This is a genomic window from Micromonospora sp. NPDC005163 (genome assembly GCF_053599835.1).
The window spans coordinates 19779-43079 of the sequence record NZ_JBSFYP010000046.1 but is presented as its reverse complement, the minus strand read 5'-3'; the positions used below and the strand labels follow the sequence as shown (position 1 = coordinate 43079).

Genomic DNA, 23301 nt, shown 5'->3' with positions numbered 1-23301 from the left:
CGTCGCTGATCTCGCGGTGACTCAGGCCGGGTCGGCGTCGGCCGGCGCCGAGGTCGGCAGGACGTCACGCCGGCGCAGCACCACCGTCAGCGCCACCAGGGCGAAGAGCAGGAGCGCGAGCACGTGCACCGGAAGCGGACCCAGTGGCGCGAGCAGCGCCAGCAGCGCGACGACCGGAAAGGCGACGACCACCGCGCCGTGCTGCCTCCGGCGGACGTGCAGCACCCAGACGGTGAGCAGGTAGACGGCGATCGGTACGGCGACCGCGTACCCGGCGGCGGATCCGGAGATGTGCCCGATGTGCCGCTGGTGGTCCACCGCCACGACCAGGCCCGCGCCGACCGCCGCGACCGCCGCGAAGATCAGATAGTGGCCGTAGCCCCAGACCAGCGAGTACGGCAGCCGGTCGGGCGCCTCGATCGGCTGGTCGAAGTAGAGCCACCAGAGCGCATACACGATGACCGCCCCGGCCGCCGCGAGCGACCAGAGGTCGCGTCCACCGCTGTCCAGTTCGGTCTGGATCGCCACCGACACCGACAGCACCACCTCGCCGAGCACGATGAGGGTGAACAGCCCGTACCGCTCGGTGATGTGCCGGGGATGCCACGGGGTCATTCCGGGCCGCTCGGCCACCGCCGGCACCAGCAGGTCGGCCAGCCCCAGCAGCACGAACGACGCGATGCCCCACTCGTCGGGCAGCGCCAGCCGCAGCAACCAGCCGACCTGCACCACGGTCACGCCGATCGCGTAGCGGCGTGCCGCCGCGCGGTGCGCCCGGTCGCCGGCGGCCGCTCGGCTCCACTGCACGACGGCGGCCAACCGCATCACCACGTACCCGTACGTGATGACGGTGAAGTCGCCGTCGGCGAAGGCGCGCGGCACCCCGGCCGCCAGGATCAACGCTCCGGTGATCTGCACCAGTGCGGTGATCCGGTAGACGTCGTCGTCGGTGTCGTAGGCCGAGGCGAACCAGGTGAAGTTCATCCACGACCACCAGATCGCGAAGAACACCATCGCGTAGCTGACCGCCGCGTGACCGAAGTGACCCTCGGAGACGTCGTGGTGCAGGCTGCCGGCGGCCTGCGCCACGGCCACCACGAAGCACAGGTCGAAGAAGAGCTCCAGCGGGGTGGCCGAGCGGTGCGGCTCATCCCGGTGACGGGGCCTCATCGGCCGGTAGAACGGCCGCACCGATGGCGAACGGGTCAACGCGGCTCCTCAGTGGCGTCTCCGGCCGTGGGTGAGGCCCTCCAGCACCAGGGTCAGCCCGGCGCCGAGCAGCCAGACGTCCTTGGCCAGCGCGGTGCCCTGCTGGGTCGGGCGTACGCTACCCGCCTCGCGCAACCCCGGCGTCTGCAGGTACAGCTGCACCAGGCCCGCGCCGAACGCGGTCAGGCCGAGCCCGGCCAGGGTGGTCGGCACGAACGGGGCCAGCAACGCGGCCCCCAGGGCAATCTCCGAGTACGACAGCAGCTTGGCGAAGCGCGCCGGCTCCAACTGGCCGAGCTGCGGAATGGCCCCGACCGCCATCCCGTGCAGGCCCTGCGCGGCGTCGCCCTCGAGCGTCCGCTTGCTCAGACCAGAGTTGAGGAAGAACGCGCCGATGCTGACCCGCAGCGGCAGATGCGCCAGTTTCATGATCACTCCCGGTGGCCGTGGTCCGAATGCGGCCCGCGTACCCGCCGCGGCCCGCGATAACCCGTTGAGCCGACTGGGCCGGCCGTGGTGATCGCGGTAGGTTCGCGAGGGGCTCACCGCCAGGCCCGGCCACCCGCCAGCCCGGCACCCGACCCCGCCGCAGATCACCAGCAGGAGGCGAAGTGAGCCAGGAAGTCCGGGGAGTCATCTCCCGCAGCAAGGGCGCGCCGGTTGAGGTCACCACCATCGTGGTGCCCGATCCCGGTCCCGGTGAGGCGATCGTCCGGATCCAGTCCTGCGGGGTCTGCCACACCGACCTGCACTACCGCGAGGGTGGCATCAACGACGACTACCCCTTCCTGCTCGGCCACGAGGCGGCGGGCATCGTCGAGCAGGTGGGCGAGGGCGTCACCGACGTCGCCCCGGGCGACTTCGTGGTGCTCAACTGGCGGGCGGTCTGCGGGGTCTGCCGGGCCTGCCGCCGTGGGCGCCCCTGGTACTGCTTCAACACCCACAACGCCAGCCAGCGGTTGACCCTCACCGACGGCACCGAGCTCGCACCGGCCCTGGGCATCGGCGCGTTCGCTGAGAAGACCCTGGTACACGCCGGACAGTGCACGAAGGTGGACCCGGCCGCCCGACCGGCCGCGGTGGGGCTGCTCGGCTGCGGGGTGATGGCCGGCCTGGGTGCGGCCATGAACACCGGCAACGTCACCCGCGGCGACTCGGTCGCCGTGATCGGCTGCGGTGGCGTCGGCGACGCGGCGGTCGCCGGAGCGGCCCTCGCCGGCGCCACGACGATCGTCGCCGTGGACACCGACTCCCGCAAGCTGGACTGGGCTCGCCGGTTCGGCGCCACGCACACCGTGAACGCCTCGGAGACCGACCCGGTCGAGGCGATCCGCGCCGCCACCGGCGGCTTCGGCGCCGACGTGGTGATCGACGCGGTCGGTCGACCGGAGACGTGGAAGCAGGCGTTCTACGCGCGGGACCTGGCCGGCACCGTCGTGCTGGTGGGCGTGCCGACGCCGCAGATGAAGATCGAGCTGCCGCTGCTGGACGTCTTCGGTCGCGGCGGCGCCCTCAAGTCCAGTTGGTACGGGGACTGCCTGCCCAGCCGGGACTTCCCGATGTTGACTGAGCTGTACCTCCAGGGTCGGCTCGACCTGGACGCGTTCGTCACGGAGGAGATCGCGCTGGACCAGGTCGAGAACGCGTTCGACCGGATGCACAACGGCGACGTGCTCCGTTCGGTGGTGGTGTTCCCGTGAGCGCCCGCGTCGGGCACGCGGTCACCACCGGCACGTTCTCCCTCGACGGGCAGACGTTCGACGTGGACAACAACGTCTGGGTGCTGGGCGACGACAGCGAGTGCGTCGTCCTCGACGCGCCGCACGACGTGGCCGCGATCCTCGCCGTGGTGGGTGACCGGCGGGTCCGGGCGATCCTGGCCACCCACGCGCACGACGACCACGTCCGCGTGGCACCCGAGCTGGCCATGGCCACCGGCGCGCCAGTGCTGTTGCACACCGCCGACCGGGTGCTCTGGGACATGGTCCACCCCCAGCTGCCGCCCAACGGCGAGCTGCACGACGGCCAGGAGATCGATGTGGCCGGCACCGCGTTGCGGGTGCTGCACACTCCCGGGCATAGCCCCGGCGCGTGCAGCTTCCACGCGCCGGAACTGGGCGTGGTGTTCACCGGCGACACGCTCTTCGCTGGCGGCCCGGGTGCCACCGGCCGCTCGTACAGCGACTTCGACACCATCGTCCGATCGATCCGCACCCGGCTGCTCACCCTGCCCCCGGAGACGGTCGTGCACACCGGGCACGGCGACGACACCACGATCGGCGCGGAGGCGCCGCACCTCGAGGAGTGGCTGGCCCGAGGCCACTGAGCACGGTCGGCTGGCCGGGCCGGGCCGGCGCGTCAGCGCTCGTCGGCCGCGCCCAGCACCGGCTTGACGTCGAGCACCGGCGTGCCGTCCAGCGCCTCCAGGTCGGCCACCCGGACGCGCAGCCCGTCCACCGCCAGCACCCGGACGCGGTGCAGCCCGATCGGGTTGGGTCGGTGTGGGGAGCGGGTGCTGAAGACGCCGGTCTCCGGCCGTGTCTCGTCCCCGCGCGGGTGCACCGTGAGGATGTCCCGTCGGGCCCGGTCCAACCAGGTCAGCACCAGCAGCTCCGCGTCGACGCGTACGTCGTCCAGTGCGCGCTCCACCTGCGGGTCGAAGACCAACCAGGCGTCCGGCGCGCCCTCATCGCCCTGCCTCGGCGCACTCGCCGCGTCGGTCAGAGGCGACGAGACCCGGCCGACCGGGCGCAGCAGGTACGCGTCGTCGCTCTGGCCTTCGACCATGTCGCTCCCTTCGGGACGGTCCCAATCTAGCGCCGCCGGCCGGCGCTAGGATCCCGCTCATGGCCGCCGAGCAACCCGCACCCGTTGTCCGTCAGCTGCGACTCGTGGTGGAGGCGGCCGACCACGACGCCGCCGTGGCGTTCTTCCGCGACGCGCTCGGCCTGCCCGAGGAGGCGGCGTTCAGCGGCGACGGAGATGCCCGGGTGGTGATCCTGGACGCCGGCCGCGCCACCCTGGAGATCGCGAACCCGGCGCAGAAGCGCATGATCGACGAGGTCGAGGTGGGCCGGCAGGTCGCGCCGCGCATCCGGGTGGCCTTCGAGGTGGACGACACCGAGGCGACCACCGCCCGGCTTGTCGCCGCCGGTGCGACCGAGATCGCGCCGCCCACCCGTACCCCTTGGGACTCCCTCAACGCCCGCCTCGACGCACCGGCCGACCTCCAGATCACCATCTTTCAGGAGCTGCGTACGCCGGACGGCGACGACTGAGCTCGGGACGGCAACGACTGAGCTCAGGGCTCGAAATCACCCTGCGTGAGATGTTGGGCCGATCACGCACCGTTAGCCGTGACCCACGCGCCACCCTCACCCGCCGCCCTGCACGCCACCGGTGTCGGGCCCTTTGCTCTGCTTCAACGGACGCAACACGTCCCTTGAGCTGCCCAAAGGCGATTTCGGGCCTCTTCGGGAGTGTCTAACCGTCAGCACGGTCCGTGACTGTTGCGTCTGTTGAAGCAGAGCAAAGGCTCCTGGGTGGGTGTGGCGCGTGACTGCGAAGACCACCCTCTGTCACCCGGTGCGGGGCCTCGGAGGCGAAAGGTCGACCTGTCCGATTCCGGGGGTGACCCGGACCGCAGCCGCGCGGGGCCCTGGCATTTCCGGAATGCCCGACACGTGGACCTGGTTGTGTCCCCCGTACCGCCGGAGCCCAAACCCTTTCCGCGGTCATCTCCCGAGGAGTGTTCACCCCGGAGCGCTCCGCACGATCGAAAGGGCAACCATCGTGAAGGCCGACTTCACTCGATGGCTCCCCGCCATCGCTAAGGACTCGTACCGCAAGACCGCGCTGAGCATTGTGGGTGTGGCCGCCCTCGGTGGCCTGGCACTCGCGCCGACAGCGGCCGCCGCCCCGGTCACCTCCGGGCCGCACCAGGGCGCCGTGGCCGCCATCGACCTCGCCACCGGCAAGGCCGCCACCACGGCCCGCCAGGCCGACCAGCCCGTCGAATCGGGGCTGACCACCGGCTCCGCCACCGGCAAGCCGCCGGCTGGCAAGCCGAGCCGCGAGGAGCTCATTCCGCACGGCATCGAAGGCGCCCAGTCGCGCATCCCGCTCGACGACGCGCAGCTGGCCAACGCCCGGGCCATCGTCGACACGGCCAAGAAGACCGGTGTCGGAGACCGGGGCGCGGTGATCGGCGTCGCCACCTCGTTGCAGGAGTCGAAGCTGTACAACCTCGGCCACCTCGGCGCGTACAACGACCACGACTCGCAGGGCCTGTTCCAGCAGCGCCCGTCGTCCGGTTGGGGTACGCCCGAGCAGATCACCGACCCGGAGTACTCCGCCACGGCGTTCTTCAGCGCGCTGAAGAACGTGGGCGGCTGGCAGGAGCTGCCGCTGACCACCGCGGCGCAGACCGTCCAGGTCTCCGCGTTCCCGTACGCGTACGCGCAGTGGGAGGAGCAGGCGGCGGACATCGTCCAGCAGCTCTGGTGACACCCGCGCACACGACGCCGGCCGGTTCCCGAACAGGGGGCCGGCCGGCGTCGTCGTGTCCAGGTACCTCAGCAGGCGGCGTAGAGGCGCCGGGTGCCGACCCCGGCGGCGTACGCGGCCCGATCGCTGAACCGGCAGCCGTAGTCGGGACGGGCCACCACCGTCGGGTCGGTCACGGTGTCGCCGGCCGGGCGCTCGCCGGTGCGTACCCAGGACACCAGATCATCCCAGGCGGCGCCGGCCTCGGCCGGAGTGAACTCGCAGTGCTGCGTGGCCCGGATGGCCCGCTGCACCACCAGCCGGCTGCGTCCGTGCCGTGCCACGTCGGTGGCGTACGCCTGCTCCATGCTGAACGGTACGAACAGGTCACCGAGGCCGTGCAGGGTGAGCACCGGCGCGGTGGGGCGGCCGGCGATGCGGGGCACCTCGGTCAGCGTCGGAAGGAGCCGCTGCCAGACGTTCTCCGGGGCGACCCGCGGCACCGTGGCGTTGACGTTGACCGGGCTGTTCGGGCTGTAGCGGGTGAGCAGGTTGGTGGAGAGCTGACCGGGCCGCTGGGCGGGGGAGTCGCCGCCACTGGTGACGCTGATCGAGAAGAGGAAGTCCTTCCAGACCGCGAACGCGGCGTCGGCGCCGGGGCGCGGCCCGCCGGAACGGTTCACCGTGATCGCGCGCAACTGCTTGCCCCGGTCGGTAGTGGTGTCCGGCCCGGTGGGGGTGAGCCCCGCCAGTCCGAGGGCCACCTGGATGCGGGGCACCGCGTTGGTCAGGTAGTCGGTCGGCGTGGGATAGGCCGACACCCCGGCGAGAGACTGAGCGACCAGGTTGTAGTCCAGGTAGAAGTCGAGCAGTGTCTGGTCGCCGAGTACGCCGCACATGGGCAACGCGCCGTCGTAGTAGCCGGGGTACTGCTCCAGCGAGCGGCCGATGACGTACCCGCCCATCGACACTCCCGCCAGGTAGGTGTGGTGCGGCCGGCGGACCGTCCGTCCGAAGTGGTCGGCGAGGTCCTTGGTGCCCAGCACCCCGGAGCGGATGTCGAAGCCGTTACGGTCGTACGAGGACGACGCCCAGGCGTACCCCTGCTCGAGCAGCCGCTGACGCAGCCCGAAGCCGGGCGGCTCCGGTGAGAGCACCGTGCCCTGGCCGCGATAGCCGTGGGCCCACAGCACCAGGTCACCGTTCCACCGGGCGGGGACCTCGATGACGTACCCGGCGTGGCGGTGCACGCCCTGACGTACCGTCGTCGGCTTGCCGGCCACGACGAGCGGCGCCAGCGGTGGGTTCTCGATGGTGTACCCGGGCAGCGGCTGGCCGCCGCCCGGGTCGCGGTCGGCGGTGGCGCTGGCCGGCGCGGCGCCGGCCAGCCCGACCGCCAGGGTCAGGGTCGCGGTGGCGGCGAGCAGGCGGCGGAGGGTGCGAACGGGTGAGGACAGCATCGATGCTCCCCATCGGACGGATGTCGCCCGCGGGCGACCAGGCGGGACGGTTGCCTACCGGCCGGTAGCGTCCTGAACCTAGGACCGCCGTCGACCAGAGTCAATGGCTGCGCTGACCGGCCGGTCAGGCTCGACTGTCCGGCCGCTCAGACCAGGCCGTGCGCCAACATCGCTTCGGCCACCCGGCGGAACCCGTTGATGTTCGCCCCGGCCACGTAGTCGCCGGGCAGCCCGTACTCCTGGGCCGTGCTCCAGCAGCGGGCGTGGATGTCCCGCATGGTCTCCCGCAGCCGCTGCTCCGACTGGGCGAACGTCCACGAGTCCCGGCTGGCGTTCTGTTGCATCTCCAGCGCGCTCACCGCCACGCCGCCGGCGTTGGCCGCCTTGCCCGGGGCGAACCGCACGCCGGCCCGGCCGAGGATCCGCACCGCCTCCGGCGTCGTCGGCATGTTCGCCCCCTCGACCACCGCGACGCAGCCGCCGGCCACCAGCGCCGCGGCCTCCGCGCCGCCGATCTCGTTCTGCGTCGCGCACGGCAGGGCCAGGTCGCAGGGCACCTCCCAGACGGTACGGTCGGCCACGGCCACCGCGTGCGGCACGTGCCGCAGGTAGTCGTCGAGCCGGCCGCGGCGCTCCTCCTTCAGCTCGCGCAGCAACTCCAGGTCGATGCCCTTCTCGTCGAGCAGGTACCCGTCGGAGTCCGAGCACGCCACCACCGTCCCACCGAGCTGGTGCACCTTCTCGATCGCGTAGATCGCCACGTTGCCCGAGCCGGAAACGACGACCCGCTTGCCCTCCAGGCTGTCGCCGCTCTCCCGCAACATCTCCTCGGCGAAGAACACCGCCCCGTACCCGGTCGCCTCCCGGCGCGCCTGCGCACCCCCGTACGCCAGCCCCTTGCCGGTGAGGACGCCGGACTCGTAGCGGTTGGTGATCCGCTTGTACTGGCCGAACAGGTAGCCGATCTCCCGGCTGCCCACCCCGATGTCCCCGGCCGGCACGTCGGTCTGCGCGCCGATGTGTCGGTGCAGCTCCGTCATGAAACTCTGGCAGAAGCGCATCACCTCACGGTCCGAGCGCCCCTTCGGGTCGAAGTCCGCGCCACCCTTGCCGCCGCCGATCGGCAGGCCGGTCAACGCGTTCTTGAAGATCTGCTCGAAGCCGAGGAACTTCACGATTCCCAGGTAGACCGACGGATGAAAGCGCAGGCCACCCTTGAACGGGCCGAGCGCGCTGTTGAACTCCACCCGGAAGCCGCGGTTGATTTGTACCCGGCCACGATCGTCCTCCCACGGCACCCGGAAGATCACCTGTCGTTCCGGTTCGCAGATCCGCTCGATGATCCGCGCCTCGGCGTACTCGGGGTGCCGGGCCAGCGCCGGGCCGATGCTCTCCAGCACCTCCCGCACGGCCTGGTGGAACTCCGGCTCGCCCGGATTGCGGGCAACCACACTGGCGAACACCGTCTCGACGGCCTCCGGCATGACCGGCACGTCCCTTCCGTATCGGCGGCATCGTCGCCGCCACTGTGCCGGCGCGACCCACCGGCCGCCCCGGAGTACGGCCCGCCGCCCCCGTCCGGTTCACCGCTCGCCCGCCCGTCCTTGCCCCGGCGCCTCCATCCCGGCGTTCGCCCTGGCCGCGCGCGTGCCGGCCTCACCTGGCTCGCCCACCGATCGGCTGTGCGGCCCGGCTGTGCGGCCCGGCTGTGAGGCCCGGTGGGCGGGTCGGGTTGACTGGTCGCCGTGGACGAGTCGATCTGGGAGGCGGCCCGGGCGTCGCGCAGCTGGTTGGACACGGCGAACGGCACCGGGCAGACGGAACTGACCTGTCGCATCCTCAAGCTGACCGAGGAGGCGGGGGAGGCGTCGGCGGCCTGGATCGGTCTGCTCGGGCAGAACCCGCGCAAGGGCGTCACGCACACCCGCGAGGATGTGGCAGCGGAACTGGCTGACGTCGCCTTCACGGCGCTGGTGGCGATCGAGAGCCTGGGGCTGGATGCCCGGTCGGTGTTGGACTCCTGCGCCGCCAAGGTCCGCTCCCGCCTCGCTGACTGACCGGGTACCCGGCATGCCAAATTCCGACTTTGGCCGGTGTGCCGGATTCGTCGGGTATAGGGTAGGGCCCGCCGTGCGGTGACTCCCATCCCGGCGGCGACCGTCGTCCGGTCCTTGTTCCTGCGGACGGTCCAGCACTTCCCTGCAGTGGGCTGCATCCCGCTGGTGCTCGCCGCCCCCGCTCAGTCCTGCCGTGGATGCGGCCCCGCCGCCCTCCCGGGCGGTCGCTGTTGTGAGCGATATACCTGTGAGGCATAAATATGCCTCTGAGGTATAGCGCTCGTTGACCACCTCGCCCGGGCTCGCCTCGTTCGGCGTGATCGACTTGCGGTCAGCGATGTCAGCGATGTCGTGGTGTCCCGGGCGACCGGATCGCCCGATATCGGTGATACCGAGTCGATCAACCCCAAGCGGTCGAACGGGCGCCCGAGACCGTCGGCGATCCCGCGCCGAATGTCCGGTATAAGGGTTTCTGGCCTGTGGCCCGGTGCATCCGTGGGGTGGAATCGTGGCGGGCCGGGGGTCGTTACACACCCTGACGATCGCAGCACCACGGCCCGGCACCCCGCCCCCTACAGGGTTGGGATGGCAGCCGGGCCCGGGTTGGAATGCCCGCGGGTGGCCGGTCGTTGCAGACCCCTGACCGACCGCACCAGCACCCCCTCACCCGGGGCCGCTGGAACGGAGCCCCCGCTCACCGGGGTGCCGATGGATGGGCCACCCCCGGAATGCCCGCGGTCTGGCGGTCGTTACACACAGACCCGGCGCCACGAGCCCCCCGCGCGTAGGCCGCCGACCGATGACTTTCCCCCGTGTTGTTGAAAGCGCCGGACGAGGTGCTCGCACCTTTGCGCCGTCCCCCTCGGGCGTGTGGGTGTCTACCCCCCTGAAGGAGCTGACCTCTCATGAACACGATCATTCGTAAGAGCATGCTGTCTGTTGCTGGTCTCGCGTTCGCCGGTGGCGTGTTCGCCGGTCCGATCGCCGCGCACGCCGCCACCCCCGCCGATGGCAAGCCGGTCGCGGTCGCGGTGCAGACGGCCAAGGCGCAGGGCGCGCAGTCGCACATCGACCTGAACGACGAGCAGACCGCGAATGTGAAGGCGATCATCGCGGCGACGAAGAAGGCCGGTCTGCCTGAGCGGGCCGCGGTGATCTCGATCGCCACGAGTCTGCAGGAGTCGAAGCTGGAGAACCTGGGTCACCTCGGCGACGCCAACGACCATGACTCGCTGGGCCTGTTCCAGCAGCGCCCGACCTCGGGTTGGGGCACGCCGGAGCAGATCACCAACCCCGAGTACTCCACCACCGCGTTCCTCAAGGGTTTGAAGCAGGTCGACGGGTGGCAGGACATGGCGTTGACCGACGCCGCGCAGACCGTGCAGGTCTCGGCCTACCCCGACGCCTACGCCCAGTGGGAGCAGCAGGCCACCGACCTGGTCGCCAAGCACTGGAACAGCTGACCCCACCGCACCACCGCACGACATCGACCGCTGGCCGGCACCCCACCCCGGGGTGCCGGCCAGCGGCATACCCACGACCGAATCTTGGACAGTTCCCGTCACCGGCGAACGAAAACTGTCCAAGATTGGCGACGCACGGCAGCGGTGCGGTCGGCGCTGAGTGATCCGAACGGTGGGCGGGTACGTACTCACCGGCGGGGACCGGCGGAGGGACGAGAACATGGCCGCAGTGGGTAACGGCACGGATCACCAGCCGGAGCCGGAGCCAGAGCCGGAGCCGAGGGGTGACGCCGCCCCCCATCGAGGCTGGCCTGTCGGGACTCGGATGCTGCTCGCCGCCGCGGCCGTCGTGCTGATCCTCGGCGCCGCCGCGGTGGCCGTGATCATTGCTGATCCGCACCGCCTCGGCATGTCCTACTCCAGCGCACCCGACGGCCGCCCCGACGGCACCCGCCCCGACGGCACCCGCTCCGACGGCACCCGCCCGGGCGGCACCCGCTCCGACGGCACCCCGCCGGACCACGCCCGCCCCGGCAGCATCCAACCCGGTGCTGGTCGACCTGATGATGCCGGATCGGGATCGGACGGCGGCCCTCGGACGGGCGCGGTCGACCCCGACCGGGCCGGCGGGGGGCCGGGTAGGGAGGGCGCGGCGGGCGACGGGCAGACGGTGACCGCGCCGTTGGCGGGGCGGCAGCGGGCCACCTTCGTGCTGGCGGACGGGCTGTCCTCGTTCGAGCTGCGGGTGGTGGACCTGGGTGACGACCTCTACCGGATCAGCAGCCCGGCCGGGTCGGGCGTGACGGCCCGGCCGGCGGTGCTGGGCGAGACCGTCCGGCTCGGCGTGGTGACCAGCGGTGCGTCCGGGGCGAGGGCCGTGCGGGTGTTGCTCAATGAGCGGGTCAGCTGGCGTCTCCAGTTGGTCGGTGGTGTGAGCAGCCAGGTGCTGGATTTGACCCGGGCACGGCTGCTGGGGCTGGAGCTCGCCGGCGGGTCGGCCCGTACCGAACTGCTCCTGCCAGCGGTCAGCGGCACCATGACGGTGCGGTTGACCGGCGGGGCCAGCCAACTCGACGTCCGGGTGCCGGGCGAGCCGCCGGTACGGATCCGCGCGGGAGCCGGCGCCGCCTCGGTGGTGCTGCGCGACCAGCGCTGGGCCGGGGTGGCTGCCGGGGCACTGGTGGGTACGCCGGGATGGGACCGGTCGGCGGACCGGCTCCATCTCGACCTGGTGGCGGGAGTCAGCAGCGTGACGGTGGGCGCCAGCACCCGGTGAATCCGACCGTCGCCCGTGCGGTGGAAGCGCTGCGGCGGCGGGCGGGGGCGAGCGTACAGTCGGGCGGTGGAGCGTACTGAATCGATGCTGGCGGAGACCCGACCGCCCGGCGTGGCCGACGTCGATCCCGGCAGCGTGCTGCTGCCTGGCCACGACGTGCCGCTGGGCCGTTACACCACTGTTCGCCGACTGCTGCCGCAGCGCCCCCGCCGGATGGTCGGCGCGTGGTGCTTCGTGGACCATTTCGGCCCGGACGACGTGGAGCAGCGGCCCGGCATGGAGGTGCCGCCGCACCCGCACACCGGCCTGCAGACGGTGACCTGGCTGCTCGACGGCGAGATCATGCACCGGGACAGCCTGGGCAACGTCCAGCCGATCCGGCCCGGTCAGCTGAACGTGATGACCTCCGGGCACGGCATCGCCCACTCCGAGCGGTCGCCGGCCACCCATCCGCCGGTGATGCACGGCGTGCAGCTCTGGGTGGCGCTGCCGGACCCGGCGCGGGCCCGAGCGGCGGGCTTCGCGCACCACGCCGACCTGCCGCGCTGGCGCGACGACGATCTGGACGTCACCCTGCTGGTCGGCGAGTTCGCCGGGGAGCGGTCCCCGGCGGTGGTGCACACCCCGCTGGTCGGTGTGCAGCTGGAGCTGGGCGGCACCGCGCCGACCACGCTGCCGCTGCGGCCCGATTTCGAGTACGCGCTGCTGGCGATGTCGGGGTCCGCCGAGGCGGCCGGTGTCGGGTTCGAACCCGGTGCGCTGCTCTACCTGGGCTCGAACCGCCGCGAGCTGACCGTGCGCGGTGGGGCCGGGGCCCGGTTGCTGCTGCTGGGCGGGACGCCGTTCGATGAGCCGCTGGTGATGTGGTGGAACTTCGTCGGCCGCTCCCACGAGGAGGTCGTCGCGGCTCGGGAGGACTGGATGGCCGGGCGACGTTTCGGCGTCGTCGCCGACGATCCGGCGCCGCCGCTGCCGGCGCCCGCTCTGCCCACCACCCGGCTCAAGGCCCGCGACCGCACCGGTGGCCTGCACGGCTGAGGCCACACCCCGCGCGGCGGGGCCACGGCGCACCCTCACGGTCGGCGTGTGACCGACGTCCGCATGGGTAGTCGCCGGCATGGCGACCACATTGATCACTCCGGTGGAGGACCGGAAGCGCCTGGCCCGCCGGCTCGCCGGCAGCGGACGGGGCTTCGCCGAGCAGTACGGCTTCCGGGTCACCAACAACCCGGCGAGCCTGTTCCAGGTGCTCTACCTCGCGGTGCTGCTGGCCCGTCGTGGTGACTTCCGTCGCGCGTTGGACGGCGCGCGGGCGCTGCGCGACGAGGGGTGGGACAGTGCCGCCCGGTTGGCCCGCTCGCTGCACCAGGACCGGGTGCGTGTGCTGCGCGACAGCGGTCAGCGCGGCGACGTGGACGCGTTGGCCGACGTGCTGGGCGACCTGGCTCGCACGGTCGTCGAGCGGTACCGGGGTGACCTGCGCCGGTTGCGCGCGTTGGCGCACCACGACCCGGCCCGGGAGCGCAAGCTCCTCGCCGAGCTGCCCGGCGTGGACGACCAGGTGGTCGACCTGTTCCTGCGCGAGGCGCAGGCGCTGTGGCGGGAGGTCGCGCCGGTGGCCGACCGGCGGGCGTTGGCCGCGGCCCGCCGCCTCGGGCTGGGCCGGTCCGCGGACGACCTGGCGGGGTTGACCAGCGGGGAGTCGGAGCGGCTGGCCTGGCTGGTGGGGGCGCTGGCCCGGGTCGACCTGGAGCACCGGTACGCGGAGTTGACCCGCTGACCATGACGTGCCCTGGCCCACAGTTCGCCAAATTCTGACCGTACGGATGATGTTCTGTCGTATGGTTGTACCCGGCAGTGCTGGCCGCTCGGTTCGGGCGACCATCCACCGCCTGGTGATCGCATCCGGTTCGGGTGCGGTTCACCGCCTGGGCAGGTTTGCGTGGCGCCCCCGGTCGCGGTTCGTGGCCACGGGGCGCCCGCCTGTCCCGGCGCGCCAGCCCACGCCCCCGTGGCTACTTCCGGGGCCCCGTCGGGCGTCTCAGCGGACCAGACCGGCCAGCAGGTTCACCGTGACGGCGATGATGAACGCGCCGAACAGGTACGACACCATCGAGTGCCGCAGCACCGTGCGACGCATCTCGTTGCTGGTCAGGTTCGTGTCGGAGATCTGGAACGTCATCCCGATGGTGAAGGCCATGTAGGCGAAGTCGGAGTAGCGGGGCGGCTCGGGCTGATTGAAGTTCACCCCGCCGTCCGGGCCGGTGTAGTAGATCCGGGCGTACCGGGCGCCGAACACGGTGTGCACCACCAGCCAGGAGAGCGCCACACTGAGCACGCCCAGCCCGCCGGACATCTCCCGGCGGAGCCCGGGCGGCGCGGAGTGGGCGCTGGCAAGCACCAACCCCACCGCCAGCAAGCTGGCCAGGCAGGCGATCAGCAGCACCAGGTCACGGACGGCCCGGTTGGGGTCCTCGTACGAGGCGACCCGCGAGGTCTGCGCGTCGTCGAGCGGCCAGAGCTTGCGCCAGACCAGCCCCAGCCAGCTCAGCGCGGCCGCGTCCCAGCCGACCAGCGGAGCGAGTGGCGGCGACCACACCACGGCGACGACGCCGCCGACGATGATGCCCACCACCCCCACCAGGGCGAGCTGGACCGCGGCGGGGGTGTGCCCGCTCGGGACCCGGGACAGCGGACCCGTGCCGATCATCAGTGCCGGCCGCGCGTCGGGACTCGGGCCGCCACCGCCCTCGGGTCAGATGCCACGCAGGTGCTGCGAGACACGGCTGTGCTTGTCCCGGGCCTGCGCGGCCCGCTGCGAAGGACCCACCTCGGGGGCCGCGTCGATGCCGGCCGACCGGGCCACCTCGGTGCCGTTGGCGTAGTCCACCGGAGGCAGGGCGCGCAGGGCCTTCAGCACGTCCGGCGGGGCGCCCTCCCGCTCGGCCTCGCGGACCACGTCGTTCTTCTCGGCCGGGTAGTCGAGGCTCGACAGGTACTGCAGGACGTCGGCGTAGCTCGCCATGGCAGGGGCTCCCTCACGACATCGATGTGGTCACGACGGGCGGCGGTTACCCGCTCGCCGTCCGGTCACGCCCGGGCGGGTGGTCGAATCGGCTGCCGTTTCCCCCCGGCTGCCGCGGGTACCCGCAGGCGCCGACGCTAGCCCGAGGGAGTACGTGATGAACTACGACACCTTCATCGACCAGGTTTCGCAGCGCACCCGGGCGCCGTCCGAGCGGTCGGTCGAGTTGACCCGGGCCGTGCTGGAGACGTTCGCCGAGCGGCTGACCGGCGGCGAGGTGCTGGATCTGGCCGCCCAGCTGCCCAAACCGCTGCAACTGGTGCTCAAGCCGAGCCCGCGCACCGAGCAGGCGGACCGGTTCGGAGCGGCCGAGTTCGTCGCCCGGGTAGCGCTACGCGCCGACGTGGAGGAGCCCCTCGCCCGAGACGCCGTCCGCGCGGTTTTCACCACGCTGCGCGAGGCGATCACCGGCGGGGAGTTCGACGACGTGGTCACGCAGCTGCCGCGCGACTACCGGCAGCTCGTCGAGCCTGCGATGGCCCCGGGGGCGACGTTGCGTCGCGCCTGACCGCGCATGTCCCCGCTCGCACACAGCGGTTGATCAGGGCAACCATCGACATCCCGCCTGGCGGCGAGATTGAGCCTGACCTAACCTTGTCCTGCGAGGGGAGTACTTCCCACGAACCATTCCGGTCAGTACGGCGCGCCCGGCGTGCCTCGGGTGGTTGCCCATCTTTGGTGGGTGAAGGAGACCTCGAACATGACACGGTGTTCGAGGAGGCCCCATGACCGAAGTGTCGTACCTGTCCGCTGCCGGTGAGTTGTCGTCGGTGGGCACGCCCACGCTGTGGGTGGTGACCATCGGCGGCGTACTGCTGCTGCTGGTACTGGACTTCCTGGTGACGCGCCGCCCGCACGAGGTGTCGATGCGGGAGGCGATCGGCTGGTCGGCGTTCTACATCGCGCTGCCGTTGGCGTTCGGCGGCTGGGTCTGGGCCCGCTACGGCTCTGAGTTGGGCGTGCAGTACCTCACCGGTTACCTGGTGGAGAAGTCCCTCTCGGTCGACAACCTCTTCGTCTTCATGCTGCTGCTGGCCGCGTTCGCGGTGCCGGCGGTGCTCGCCCAGCGGGTGCTGCTGTACGGCATCGCCGGCGCGCTGGTGCTGCGGGCGGTCTTCATCGCACTCGGTGCGGCGGCGTTGCAGACCCTCGACTTCGCCTTCCTGCTCTTCGCGATCATCCTCATCGCCACCGCGGTGAAGCTGCTCCGGGACGCCCTCTCCGGGCACCAGCAGGAAGTCGACATCAGCAGGATGCGCTCGGTGCGGCTGCTGCGCAGGTTCATGCCGGTGGTCAACGAGTACCACGGCACCCGGATGACCGTCCGGCAGGGAGCGAAGCGGGCGCTCACCCCGTTCGCCCTGGTGGTCGTTGCGGTGCTGGCCACCGACGTGGTCTTCGCGGTCGACTCGGTGCCGGCGGTCTACGGCATCACCGAGGACCCGTACCTGGTCTTCGCCACCAACGCGTTCGCCCTGCTCGGTCTGCGTGCGCTCTACTTCGTCCTGCACGCGGCGCTGAGCCGGCTGGTGCACCTCAGCTACGGCCTGGCCATCATCCTGGCGTTCATCGGCCTGAAGCTGGGCCTGCACTGGGCGCACGGCATCTGGGACAGCGTGCCGCAGATCCCCACCCTGGCCTCGCTCGTGGTGATCATCGGGGTGCTGGTGGTGGTCACGCTGACCAGCTTGCGCGCCACTCGGGGCGACCAGCCCGAGGAGCGTGAGGTGGTCGCGGAGCGGCGCTGACCGCGCCGCGCCGGGGCGACGAGGAGGTACGCGGGAAAGCTCCCGCCCCGGCCGGCGCGGGTGGTACGACTGTGCAATGGGAATCGTGTCACCGGGCTTTCAGGGTCGGCCCCGAACACAGGAGCCCGCCCTGCCACCCGGTCAGTACCTGACCGAGGATTTCCCGGTGCTCTCGGCCGGCCCGACGCCCCGGGTGTCGCTGGACACCTGGGAGTTCGTCATCGCCGCCGAAAATGGCACCGAGCACCGGTGGTCGTGGCAGGAGCTGATGGCACTGCCGCAGGAGACGCCGATGGTGGACATCCACTGCGTCACCCACTGGTCCAAGCTCGGCACCACCTGGCAGGGCGTCTCGCTGGACACTCTGCTCGACGGCGTGGACACCGGCGCGCACTTCGCGCTCGCGCACTCGTACGGCGGGTACACCACCAACCTCCCGCTGGACGACCTGCGCGGCGGCCGGGCCTGGGTGGCGCACACCTTCGACGGCGCGCCGCTGCCCCCGGAGCACGGCGGGCCGGCTCGGCTGCTCGTGCCGCACCTGTACTTCTGGAAGTCCGCGAAGTGGGTGCGCGGCATCCGGCTCAAGACGATGGACGAGCCGGGGTTCTGGGAGACGGCCGGATACCACGACTACGGCGACCCGTGGCGTGAGCAGCGGTACCAGGGTGACTGAGCGCGCGGTCGCGACCGGCACGCCGGCGCGAGCCCCGATCCGTTGGCAGGTCGGCCGGCTGCTGGAGCGCCGGGTGGAGACGCCGAGCGCGCACACCCTGGTGCTGGAGGTGCCGGACTGGCCGGGGCACCTGCCCGGGCAGCATGTCGACCTGCGGCTGACCGCGCCGGACGGCTACCAGGCGGCCCGGTCGTACTCGGTGGCCGGGCCCGTCGTGGACGGTCCGGGCGGGCCGCGCATCGAGGTGACCGTGCAGCGGGTGCCGGACGGCGAGGTGTCGCCGTACCTGATCGACGTCTACGGCGCGGGTGACCCGGTGGAGGTCCGCGGCCCGCTCGGTGGCTGGTTCATCTGGCGGCCGGAGGAGACGGCGCCGGTGCAGCTGCTCGGCGGTGGCTCCGGCATCGTGCCCCTGATGGCGATGATCCGGGCTCGCCGGGCGACCGGCAGCAAGGTGCCGTTCCGGCTGCTCTACTCGGTGCGTACGCCCGGCGACGTGATCTACGGCGACGAGCTGCGCCGCCGGGTCCGCGACGACTTCGGGCTGGACGTGGCGTACGTGTACACCCGCGAGGCGCCCGAGGGGTGGCGTGGTGAGCCGCACCGGATCGGGCTGGCCGACGTCAACACCCACGGCTGGCCGCCGGATCTGGAACCACTCACCTACGTCTGCGGCCCGACCGGGTTCGTGGAGACCGTTGCCGACCTGCTGGTGGGGTTGGGCCACGCGTCGCGGCGGGTGAAGACCGAACGCTTCGGCCCCACCGGCTGACCAGCCCACCCGCCCACGCAACGTCGAGGAGACCCGATGACCGAGATGTCGTACCTGGACGGCAACATGCTCGACGGCCCGCTGCGCGAGCTGTTCGCCGTCGACCTGAGCACGGCGATGGGCCGCTGCGAAAACTGCGGAATGACCGGATCGATGGCCAGCCTGCACGTCTTCTCGCACGCCCCGGGTCTGGTCGCGCGCTGCCCGTCCTGTGAGTCGGTGATGCTGCGGCTGGTTCGGGCACCGGACCGGGCCTGGTTGGACATGCGCGGCACCACGTTCCTCCAGGTCCCGATGCCACTGGAGCAGACCCAGCCCGGCCCGCTGTGAGGAAGCGGGCGGCGTTGCCCGGCTGAGGCAGACTGGCCGCATGTGCGCTGCTCGATGGCGTGACGTGCCGCGCGTTGTTCGACTCGCCGTGTCGGTCGCCGTGCTGGTGTTCGCCTACGGCACGGTGGTCCACCTGCTTCAGTTGTTCGTGCCCGCGTTGAGGCCGCAGCTCATCCTGCCTGGCTGGCTCACGTTCTACTTCGTGTCCCTGACTCTGTGGGATTCCTTGGCGGCACTTCTGCTGGCGGCTCGTCGGGTGCGGGGACTGGCGTTGGGATGCGTCGTGCTGGTGACGGACGCGACCGCGAACTGGTACGCGAACTATGTGCTGGGTCCGGCGGCGGGTGTCACCCCGGGCCGGATCGGCCAAGCGGTCATCACCGCCCTCGCCATCGCACTTGTCGCGCTCACCCCGTGGCTGGCGCCGTGGTTCGTCCGGCCCGGTGAGAAGGCTGCCCCGGACCTCGGCTGACTCCTCGCCAGCGGAGGAGCCGGCGGTCTGCTCGCGCCCTTTGCTCTGCTTCAACCTACGCAACACTCACGGCCCGAAACCGTTGCCCCGGGTGGGCCGGCCGGTGCGGACGGCGTACGCCCGCTTCATCTTGATGTAGTTGCCGCAGCCGGCCATCGAGCACCAGCGGCGGGCCTGGTTCCGGGAGGCGTCGTAGTACGCCCAGCGGCAGGTGTCGCGGGCGCAGACCTTGAGCCTCGGCCAGCTGCCATCCTCGCCGCACACGCGGATCGCGTCGACCAGCCCGGCCAGCGCCCGGTTCAGCGGGGCGCTGTCGGCGGCGACAAGGTGGTGACCGTCGTCGGCGAAGCGCAGCGTGACGGGCACCCCGGCCAGGGCCTGGTTGAGCCGGTCGAGCGCGGTGGGGTCGGCGTGGTGACCGGCGTGGCCGAGCAGCACGGCGCGTAGGCCCTCCCGAACCGTCACGGCCACGTCGAGGTCCGCCGGCCCGAGGTGCACGTCCATTGCCATCAGGTCCCGTTCGACGAACCAGTCGCGGAGCCGGTCGGGGCTGGTCAGCATCTCGTCGTCGATCTGCCGCTCGAAGGTGTTCACGAAGTCCCGGACGAGCCGCACAGTGGCCGGCACCGCAGCGTCGTTGTCCATTGACTCCCCTTTCATTAACACCACCGTATCGTCTTGACAGGTGTGAAATCGCCTGCGAGGGTCGGAACTGCACCAGCGAAACGGCTTTGGTGGTGTGACCTTCGTCGGGGGGAGGGCGGGTCGTGGCTTCCACGCTCAAGGACGTGGCGCAGCTCGCTGACGTGTCGGTGAAGACCGTCTCCAACGTCGTCAACGGCTATCCCCACGTGAGCCCCGAGGTGCGCCGCCGGGTCGAGACCGCCGTCGCCCATCTGGGCTACCGGCCGAACGTGTTCGCCCGGACGCTGCGCACCGGCCGCACCGGCGTGCTCGCCCTGGTCCTGCCCGGTGCCGACGTGCCCTACCCGCACGACCTCGCACGCGAGGTCGTGCGCGCGGCGGCAGGTCGGGGTTACCGGGTCGTCATCGAGCAGGTGGGGCCCGACGACGAGCGCCCGGCGCCGTCGTTGGGCGCTGCCCGCCCGCTGCCGGTGGACGGCGTGCTGGTCAGCGCGCCCGTCGCGCCGACCGAACTGGTCGAGGCGCTGACCGCCGCCGGGCGTTCCGTCGTGCTGGTCGGCGGCGAGGTTCGGGACGGGCGCTGCGACCGGGTCAGCGTCGACGTCGCCCAGGCTGCCGAGGACGCGACCACGCACCTGCTGCGCGCCGGCCGCCGGCGGATCGCCGCGATCGGCGCGTACCCGAGGGAGTCAGCTGACGGATATCACCGCGCGCTGCGTCGGGCCGGGCTGGCGGCCGTCCCCGGTCAGCGGCTGCCCGCGTCGCGGCACCGTCGGGCCGACGGCTACCGTGCCGCCCGCGCCCTGCTCGCCCAGCCGGACCGTCCGGACGCCATCTTCTGCTACTCCGACCCCCTCGCGATCGGCGCGATGCGCGCGGCCTTCGACGCCGGGCTGCGCGTCCCGGTCGACGTCGCGGTGATCGGCATCGGCGACATCGAGGAGGGGCGCTACTCCCGGCCCACCTTGAGCACCGTCGCCGTCGACACCGGCTTCCTGGCCGGGGAGGCCGTGGCCCGGCTCACCGCCCGGATCGACCAGCCGGGCGCGGCGATCGCCAGGGTCACCGTGCCGCACAGCGTGCTGCCCCGGGAAAGCACCGGGCCGGCCGTGCGCTGACCGCCGGTTGGACAGCGCCGGGGTGGGTCGGTCAGAGTGGTCCGCCGTGAGATACCTGCGTACCGGCGGTCCCGCCGCGATCCGCCGACCCCGGCCCGCCGACTCGGACGAGTTTCTCGCCGCCGCGCGCCGCAGCCGGGAGCTGCACCACCCGTGGCTGGTCGCGCCGGACAGCCCGGAGGAGTACGACCGGTACCTGCGCCGGATCCGCCGCCGGGACAGCTCCGGCTACCTGATCTGCGATCGGGCCAGCGGCCAGATCGCCGGCTACGTGAACATCAGCGGGATCGTGCTGGGCGCGCTGCGCGGCGGCTACCTCGGGTACGCGGCGTTCCAGCCGTACAGCGGCACCGGGCACGCCTCGGCGGGCCTCGCCCTGGTCATCGACCACGCGTTCGGCGCGCAAGGGTTGCACCGGCTGGAGGCGAACATCCAGCCCGGCAACGAGCCGTCCCGGCGGGTGGCCCGCAAGCTGGGTTTCCGGTTGGAGGGCTTCTCCCCGGACTACCTGTTCATCGACGGCGCGTGGCGCGACCACGAGCGCTGGGCGATCACGGCACCGGCGGCGACCTGAACGGCCGCCGGACCCGCTCCGCGGCGGGCCCGGCGGCCGAGGTCAGGCTGCGGTCACTGGGGCGCCTGCTCAGCTGCCCGGCCGGGGGAACGCGACCGGGCTGCGCAGGCCGTCACGGCCCACGGCACGGATGCCGAAGAAGACGTTGTCCTTCGAAAGGTCGATGCTGACCTCGGTGACATCACCGACCGGGATGACCCGCTGCCACTCGGCGGCCGTGGTCTCACGCCACAGCACCTCGTAGCCGGCCAGGTCCGGCTCGGTTCCGCGCTGCCAGCGCAGAGTGGTGTTGTTGGTCAGGTCGGTGGTCACGATGATGGCGCCCTTGGGCGTGCCGGGCCCCTGGGCCAGCGACCACAGCGCCGCGCCGTTGACCCGGGCCACCCGGGCGATGTACCCGAAGTCGCAGAACTCCGGCAGGTCACCGAACTGCTGCCCGTCCTGCACCCGGACGTCCTGGTGCTGGTGGGCGAAGTCCTCGTTCGGCTCGGTGAACCGCGCCGCCGGCCAGCCCTCGCGCAGGAACGAGATGTGGTCGCTGCCGCGCAGGTAGCGGTCCCGCCGGTAGATGACCCGTACCCGCATCCTGGTGGTGTCGTTCTCCGCCACGTCCCGAACGAACCGGGCGAGCTGCCGGGACGGCGAGTCGTTCTCGCCGCCGACGGACTGCCGGGTGGTCGCCTCCGCGGGGGTCTCCGCCGTCGGCACGCCCTCGGCGAACAGCCGCACCGCGTACGGGTCGCGGGTGCCGTCGTCGGCCGTGCTGCTGCCCACGATGTCGTTGCTGAACATGCCATGCACGTCCGCACCGGCCGCCTTGAGCTGCTGGGCCAGGTACGTCGAGCCGTACAGCCCCTGCTCCTCGGCGGCGACCGCGGCGAAGACGACGGTGGCGGCGGTGGGCCGGCTGGCCATCAACCGGGCCAGCTCCATGACCACGGCCACGCCGGAGGCGTCGTCGTCGGCGCCGGGCGCGTCGCTGACCGCGTCCATCACGTCGGTGACCCGGGAGTCGTAGTGGCCGGTCACCACGTACGTCCGGTTCGGCGAGGTCGTCCCGCGCAGGGTGGCGACCACGTTGGTGATCCGGGTCGCGGTGGGGATCCGCGACGCCGGTTGCTGGATGTACGACTGGAGTTCCACGGTCATCCGGCCGCCGGAGGCCGCCGCGTACTCCTGGAGGCGGGCGAAGATCCAGTCCCGGGCGGCGCCGATGCCCCGCTGCGGGTCGTCCTGGTTGGCGAGGGTGTGCCGGGTGCCGAACGCGGCCAGCCGGCGGACGATCGCCTCGATGCGGCGCGGATCGACCTGGCGCAGCAGCTCGCGTAGCTCGCGGTCGGGCCGTTGCGGGCGTAGCGGGCGGCCCGGACCGGACGGTGGGGCGTCGGCGGTGGCCGACGCGGCGAGCGCGGGCACCGCCACGGTGGCGGCGGTCGCCGCGGTGGCGGCGGCGGAGGCGGACAGGAAGGTGCGGCGGGTGGACCTCGTGGGCTTCTCGCCGGTGTCGTCAGATCCCATTCCGGCATCCTCCCCATCGATGGAGGTGTCTGTCCACATCGCCGGGCGTGGATGTTCCATTGCTTTCACCCGGACCGGGTGATGACACCTGGTGTCGACCGTTCCTACGGTGGGTGGCATGGCTGCCGTGCGGCGTGCAGCCCGCAGGCGTGGGCAGCCGGCGCCCCGCTGGCCCTGATCCGCGCGATGCTGGGGCTCAACCCGGTGCAGGGGCGGCTGGTGCTGGACCCGGACATCCCGCCCGAACTGGGCCGGATCACGGCCGATCGGGTGCGGGCGTTCGGCCACGAGTGGGGGTTGGAGGCGGTGGGCGGCAGCGGTCACCTCCGGCTCCAGCCGAGCTGAGCCGTCCCGCCGCCGACGTCGCCGACCGACCGCCGCGCCCGACGTACGGCTTCTTCGACGTTTGTCCC

27 protein-coding genes are annotated in these 23301 nt (G+C 72.0%); 18 read left to right on the top strand and 9 right to left on the bottom strand.

Annotated features, from left to right (window positions below):
- Positions 1-21 precede the first annotated feature (21 nt).
- Both ACWD6N_RS26405 and ACWD6N_RS26400 read right to left on the bottom strand, forming a co-directional pair.
- Positions 22-1209: a low temperature requirement protein A gene (locus ACWD6N_RS26405; RefSeq protein ID WP_354966591.1), complete on the bottom strand. Its 1188-nt coding sequence runs from the start codon at positions 1207-1209 to the stop codon at positions 22-24.
- 9 nt (positions 1210-1218) lie between these two features.
- Entirely contained in the window at positions 1219-1638 is a 420-nt protein-coding gene (locus tag ACWD6N_RS26400; protein WP_354966590.1) for a hypothetical protein, read from the bottom strand.
- 182 nt (positions 1639-1820) lie between these two features.
- Between ACWD6N_RS26400 and ACWD6N_RS26395 the strand changes: the two genes are divergently transcribed.
- Together ACWD6N_RS26395 and ACWD6N_RS26390 are read left to right on the top strand one after the other, a co-directional pair.
- On the top strand, positions 1821-2909 hold the full coding sequence (locus ACWD6N_RS26395) for an S-(hydroxymethyl)mycothiol dehydrogenase (RefSeq protein WP_354966589.1): 1089 nt from the start codon (positions 1821-1823) through the stop codon (positions 2907-2909).
- Complete coding sequence (locus tag ACWD6N_RS26390; protein ID WP_354966588.1) at positions 2906-3535, top strand: MBL fold metallo-hydrolase; 630 nt, start codon at positions 2906-2908, stop codon at positions 3533-3535. The genes ACWD6N_RS26395 and ACWD6N_RS26390 overlap by 4 nt, the downstream gene beginning before the upstream one ends.
- Before the next feature lie 32 nt (positions 3536-3567).
- Here the strand turns inward: ACWD6N_RS26390 and tsaA are convergent, their stop codons facing one another.
- Positions 3568-3996 carry a tRNA (N6-threonylcarbamoyladenosine(37)-N6)-methyltransferase TrmO gene (gene tsaA / locus ACWD6N_RS26385; protein ID WP_354966587.1) on the bottom strand — a complete coding sequence of 143 codons (429 nt, stop codon included), beginning with the start codon at positions 3994-3996 and terminating at the stop codon, positions 3568-3570.
- A gap of 59 nt (positions 3997-4055) precedes the next feature.
- Here tsaA and ACWD6N_RS26380 point away from each other — a divergent pair, with 59 nt between their 5' ends.
- Positions 4056-4487: a VOC family protein gene (locus ACWD6N_RS26380; protein ID WP_354966586.1), complete on the top strand. Its 432-nt coding sequence runs from the start codon at positions 4056-4058 to the stop codon at positions 4485-4487.
- 514 nt (positions 4488-5001) lie between these two features.
- Entirely contained in the window at positions 5002-5715 is a 714-nt protein-coding gene (locus ACWD6N_RS26375) for a hypothetical protein (RefSeq protein WP_354966585.1), read from the top strand.
- 68 nt (positions 5716-5783) lie between these two features.
- On the opposite strand, the gene ACWD6N_RS26370 is transcribed toward ACWD6N_RS26375, so the two are convergent.
- Positions 5784-7154, bottom strand: a complete 1371-nt coding sequence (locus ACWD6N_RS26370; protein ID WP_387327931.1) for a hypothetical protein — start codon at positions 7152-7154, stop codon at positions 5784-5786.
- 146 nt (positions 7155-7300) lie between these two features.
- Positions 7301-8638 (bottom strand): NADP-specific glutamate dehydrogenase, encoded by a 1338-nt coding sequence (gene gdhA / locus ACWD6N_RS26365; RefSeq protein ID WP_387327934.1) that lies wholly within the window; start codon positions 8636-8638, stop codon positions 7301-7303.
- 261 nt (positions 8639-8899) lie between these two features.
- On the opposite strand from gdhA, the gene ACWD6N_RS26360 reads away from it, so the two are divergent.
- The 5 genes from ACWD6N_RS26360 (at position 8900) to ACWD6N_RS26340 (ending at position 13730) form a co-directional block, all read left to right on the top strand.
- Positions 8900-9211 (top strand): MazG-like family protein, encoded by a 312-nt coding sequence (locus ACWD6N_RS26360; protein WP_354966582.1) that lies wholly within the window; start codon positions 8900-8902, stop codon positions 9209-9211.
- Between the two features lie 905 nt (positions 9212-10116).
- Positions 10117-10674 (top strand): hypothetical protein, encoded by a 558-nt coding sequence (locus ACWD6N_RS26355; protein WP_450005234.1) that lies wholly within the window; start codon positions 10117-10119, stop codon positions 10672-10674.
- Positions 10675-10999: 325 nt separating this feature from the next.
- Positions 11000-11950, top strand: coding sequence for a hypothetical protein (locus ACWD6N_RS26350; RefSeq protein WP_354967587.1), 951 nt, complete (start codon positions 11000-11002; stop codon positions 11948-11950).
- Positions 11951-12016: 66 nt separating this feature from the next.
- Positions 12017-12988 carry a pirin family protein gene (locus ACWD6N_RS26345; protein WP_354967588.1) on the top strand — a complete coding sequence of 324 codons (972 nt, stop codon included), beginning with the start codon at positions 12017-12019 and terminating at the stop codon, positions 12986-12988.
- A gap of 79 nt (positions 12989-13067) precedes the next feature.
- Positions 13068-13730 carry a hypothetical protein gene (locus ACWD6N_RS26340; protein WP_354967589.1) on the top strand — a complete coding sequence of 221 codons (663 nt, stop codon included), beginning with the start codon at positions 13068-13070 and terminating at the stop codon, positions 13728-13730.
- Between the two features lie 261 nt (positions 13731-13991).
- On the opposite strand, the gene ACWD6N_RS26335 is transcribed toward ACWD6N_RS26340, so the two are convergent.
- Together ACWD6N_RS26335 and ACWD6N_RS26330 are read right to left on the bottom strand one after the other, a co-directional pair.
- Entirely contained in the window at positions 13992-14660 is a 669-nt protein-coding gene (locus ACWD6N_RS26335; protein WP_354967590.1) for a DUF1345 domain-containing protein, read from the bottom strand.
- A 45-nt stretch (positions 14661-14705) separates the two neighbouring features.
- A complete protein-coding gene (locus tag ACWD6N_RS26330) occupies positions 14706-14975 on the bottom strand; it encodes a DUF2795 domain-containing protein (RefSeq protein WP_354967591.1) in 270 nt (89 codons plus the stop codon).
- Positions 14976-15132: 157 nt separating this feature from the next.
- Here ACWD6N_RS26330 and ACWD6N_RS26325 point away from each other — a divergent pair, with 157 nt between their 5' ends.
- The 6 genes from ACWD6N_RS26325 (at position 15133) to ACWD6N_RS26300 (ending at position 19033) form a co-directional block, all read left to right on the top strand.
- On the top strand, positions 15133-15543 hold the full coding sequence (locus ACWD6N_RS26325; protein ID WP_354967598.1) for a DUF2267 domain-containing protein: 411 nt from the start codon (positions 15133-15135) through the stop codon (positions 15541-15543).
- A 217-nt stretch (positions 15544-15760) separates the two neighbouring features.
- Positions 15761-16783, top strand: coding sequence for a TerC/Alx family metal homeostasis membrane protein (locus ACWD6N_RS26320; RefSeq protein ID WP_354967599.1), 1023 nt, complete (start codon positions 15761-15763; stop codon positions 16781-16783).
- A 76-nt stretch (positions 16784-16859) separates the two neighbouring features.
- A complete protein-coding gene (locus ACWD6N_RS26315) occupies positions 16860-17459 on the top strand; it encodes a sulfite oxidase-like oxidoreductase (RefSeq protein WP_354967600.1) in 600 nt (199 codons plus the stop codon).
- The gene (locus tag ACWD6N_RS26310; protein ID WP_354967601.1) at positions 17452-18231 is read left to right on the top strand and encodes a ferredoxin reductase; all 780 of its coding nucleotides are present in this window, start codon (positions 17452-17454) and stop codon (positions 18229-18231) included. The genes ACWD6N_RS26315 and ACWD6N_RS26310 overlap by 8 nt, the downstream gene beginning before the upstream one ends.
- Positions 18232-18267: 36 nt before the next feature.
- A complete protein-coding gene (locus ACWD6N_RS26305; protein ID WP_354967602.1) occupies positions 18268-18561 on the top strand; it encodes a DUF6510 family protein in 294 nt (97 codons plus the stop codon).
- Positions 18562-18601: 40 nt separating this feature from the next.
- Positions 18602-19033 (top strand): hypothetical protein, encoded by a 432-nt coding sequence (locus ACWD6N_RS26300; protein ID WP_354967603.1) that lies wholly within the window; start codon positions 18602-18604, stop codon positions 19031-19033.
- A gap of 66 nt (positions 19034-19099) precedes the next feature.
- On the opposite strand, the gene ACWD6N_RS26295 is transcribed toward ACWD6N_RS26300, so the two are convergent.
- Positions 19100-19678, bottom strand: a complete 579-nt coding sequence (locus ACWD6N_RS26295) for a CGNR zinc finger domain-containing protein (RefSeq protein WP_354967604.1) — start codon at positions 19676-19678, stop codon at positions 19100-19102.
- A 122-nt stretch (positions 19679-19800) separates the two neighbouring features.
- Between ACWD6N_RS26295 and ACWD6N_RS26290 the strand changes: the two genes are divergently transcribed.
- Both ACWD6N_RS26290 and ACWD6N_RS26285 read left to right on the top strand, forming a co-directional pair.
- Positions 19801-20796: a LacI family DNA-binding transcriptional regulator gene (locus tag ACWD6N_RS26290; protein ID WP_387327944.1), complete on the top strand. Its 996-nt coding sequence runs from the start codon at positions 19801-19803 to the stop codon at positions 20794-20796.
- 46 nt (positions 20797-20842) lie between these two features.
- The gene (locus ACWD6N_RS26285) at positions 20843-21370 is read left to right on the top strand and encodes a GNAT family N-acetyltransferase (protein ID WP_354967606.1); all 528 of its coding nucleotides are present in this window, start codon (positions 20843-20845) and stop codon (positions 21368-21370) included.
- A 69-nt stretch (positions 21371-21439) separates the two neighbouring features.
- Here the strand turns inward: ACWD6N_RS26285 and ACWD6N_RS26280 are convergent, their stop codons facing one another.
- Positions 21440-22888 (bottom strand): M20/M25/M40 family metallo-hydrolase, encoded by a 1449-nt coding sequence (locus tag ACWD6N_RS26280; protein ID WP_354967607.1) that lies wholly within the window; start codon positions 22886-22888, stop codon positions 21440-21442.
- A gap of 81 nt (positions 22889-22969) precedes the next feature.
- On the opposite strand from ACWD6N_RS26280, the gene ACWD6N_RS26275 reads away from it, so the two are divergent.
- Positions 22970-23233 (top strand): hypothetical protein, encoded by a 264-nt coding sequence (locus tag ACWD6N_RS26275; protein WP_387327950.1) that lies wholly within the window; start codon positions 22970-22972, stop codon positions 23231-23233.
- Positions 23234-23301 lie beyond the last annotated feature (68 nt).